This is a genomic window from Aquimarina hainanensis (genome assembly GCF_042684685.1).
Lineage (GTDB): Bacteria > Bacteroidota > Bacteroidia > Flavobacteriales > Flavobacteriaceae > Aquimarina > Aquimarina hainanensis.
Genome location: NZ_JBHULX010000030.1, coordinates 205,727 through 206,748 on the forward strand (window position 1 = coordinate 205,727; position 1,022 = coordinate 206,748).

The 1,022-nt window shown below is 34.2% G+C and carries 2 protein-coding genes; both read left to right on the forward strand.

Annotation, left to right across the window (positions count from 1 at the left end; translation table 11 throughout):
- Positions 1-496 (forward strand): hypothetical protein (locus ACFSTE_RS15245; protein WP_378298232.1); only part of this gene is annotated, 496 nt, incomplete at its 5' end.
- 53 nt (positions 497-549) lie between these two features.
- Positions 550-1,022, forward strand: a 473-nt coding sequence (locus ACFSTE_RS15250; protein WP_378298234.1) for a hypothetical protein, incomplete at its 3' end; no start/stop codon positions are given.

Sequence of the window (1,022 nt, forward strand, 5' to 3'; positions counted from 1 at the left end):
TGATACGCTTACAGAAAGTGTAAGTATTCACTATCATTTTGATAAAAAAAGAGTACAACTTACGGATTCTATCTATTGTTTTTTTCAGATAGAGAATTCTGCCTTTAGCAAGGAAGAAGCCAAAACGGCAGCAGTCAGTGTTACACTCCCTAAAGACTATACACAGGAGAATTTTACTGCCGATTTTTCTAATCGCCCTAAAAGTCCTTTCGGAACAACAAAAACGAAAGATACTACAGTAATCAATATCTCAAGTTTAGATAAACAACGGATCATTCCTATAGAAGCGGCAGGGACTCCAAAAGAAGCCCTTCATCAAACAGTGGCTTTTTACTGGAAGCCTAAACGAATGGGCAGGGATACGATACGTGGATATGTAGTAGAAATGATTTCTTTTATAGATAAAAACAATCCTGCTAATAAAAAACAAGACAGTATCAGGACAGAACTAAGTAAAGATATCTATTTTGATGTGCCTGTAGAGGTTATAAAATAGTATCCGGTTGCTTGAGAAGGAGAGGCTGGGGTGCGATGCGATAAAAAAGAAATATGAATAAGGTGTTTTTTATAATAGTAGGGATTATTTTATTGGTTATAACCGGGTGCCAGCAACCTAGAAAAATAAGAAAATACTATGAGGATGGGCAGCTAAAAGAGACCTACTATTTAGACCGTAAGTATAGAAAACAAGGAGCGAATATAGAGTATTATCCCAGTGGGAATGTTTCTTTTTTAGCTAACTATATCGATGGAAAAATAAAAGATACCTTATATTATTATTTAGATAGTAGTAAAAAGGTGATTGAGATTGTTAAGTATTTTAAGAGTGATGAATTAGTGTTTTATAAAGATTATCATAAAAGTGGTCATATAAGGCAACAAGGACATTTTTTTGGAAAAAGAAAAAGAATTGGTATCTGGAAAAATTATGATAAGGATGGGCATCATACATTTACCAAAGAGTATAAAATTATTGACGGGAAGGAATATACGAACCAAATGTGGGTAACACTCCCAGGGGG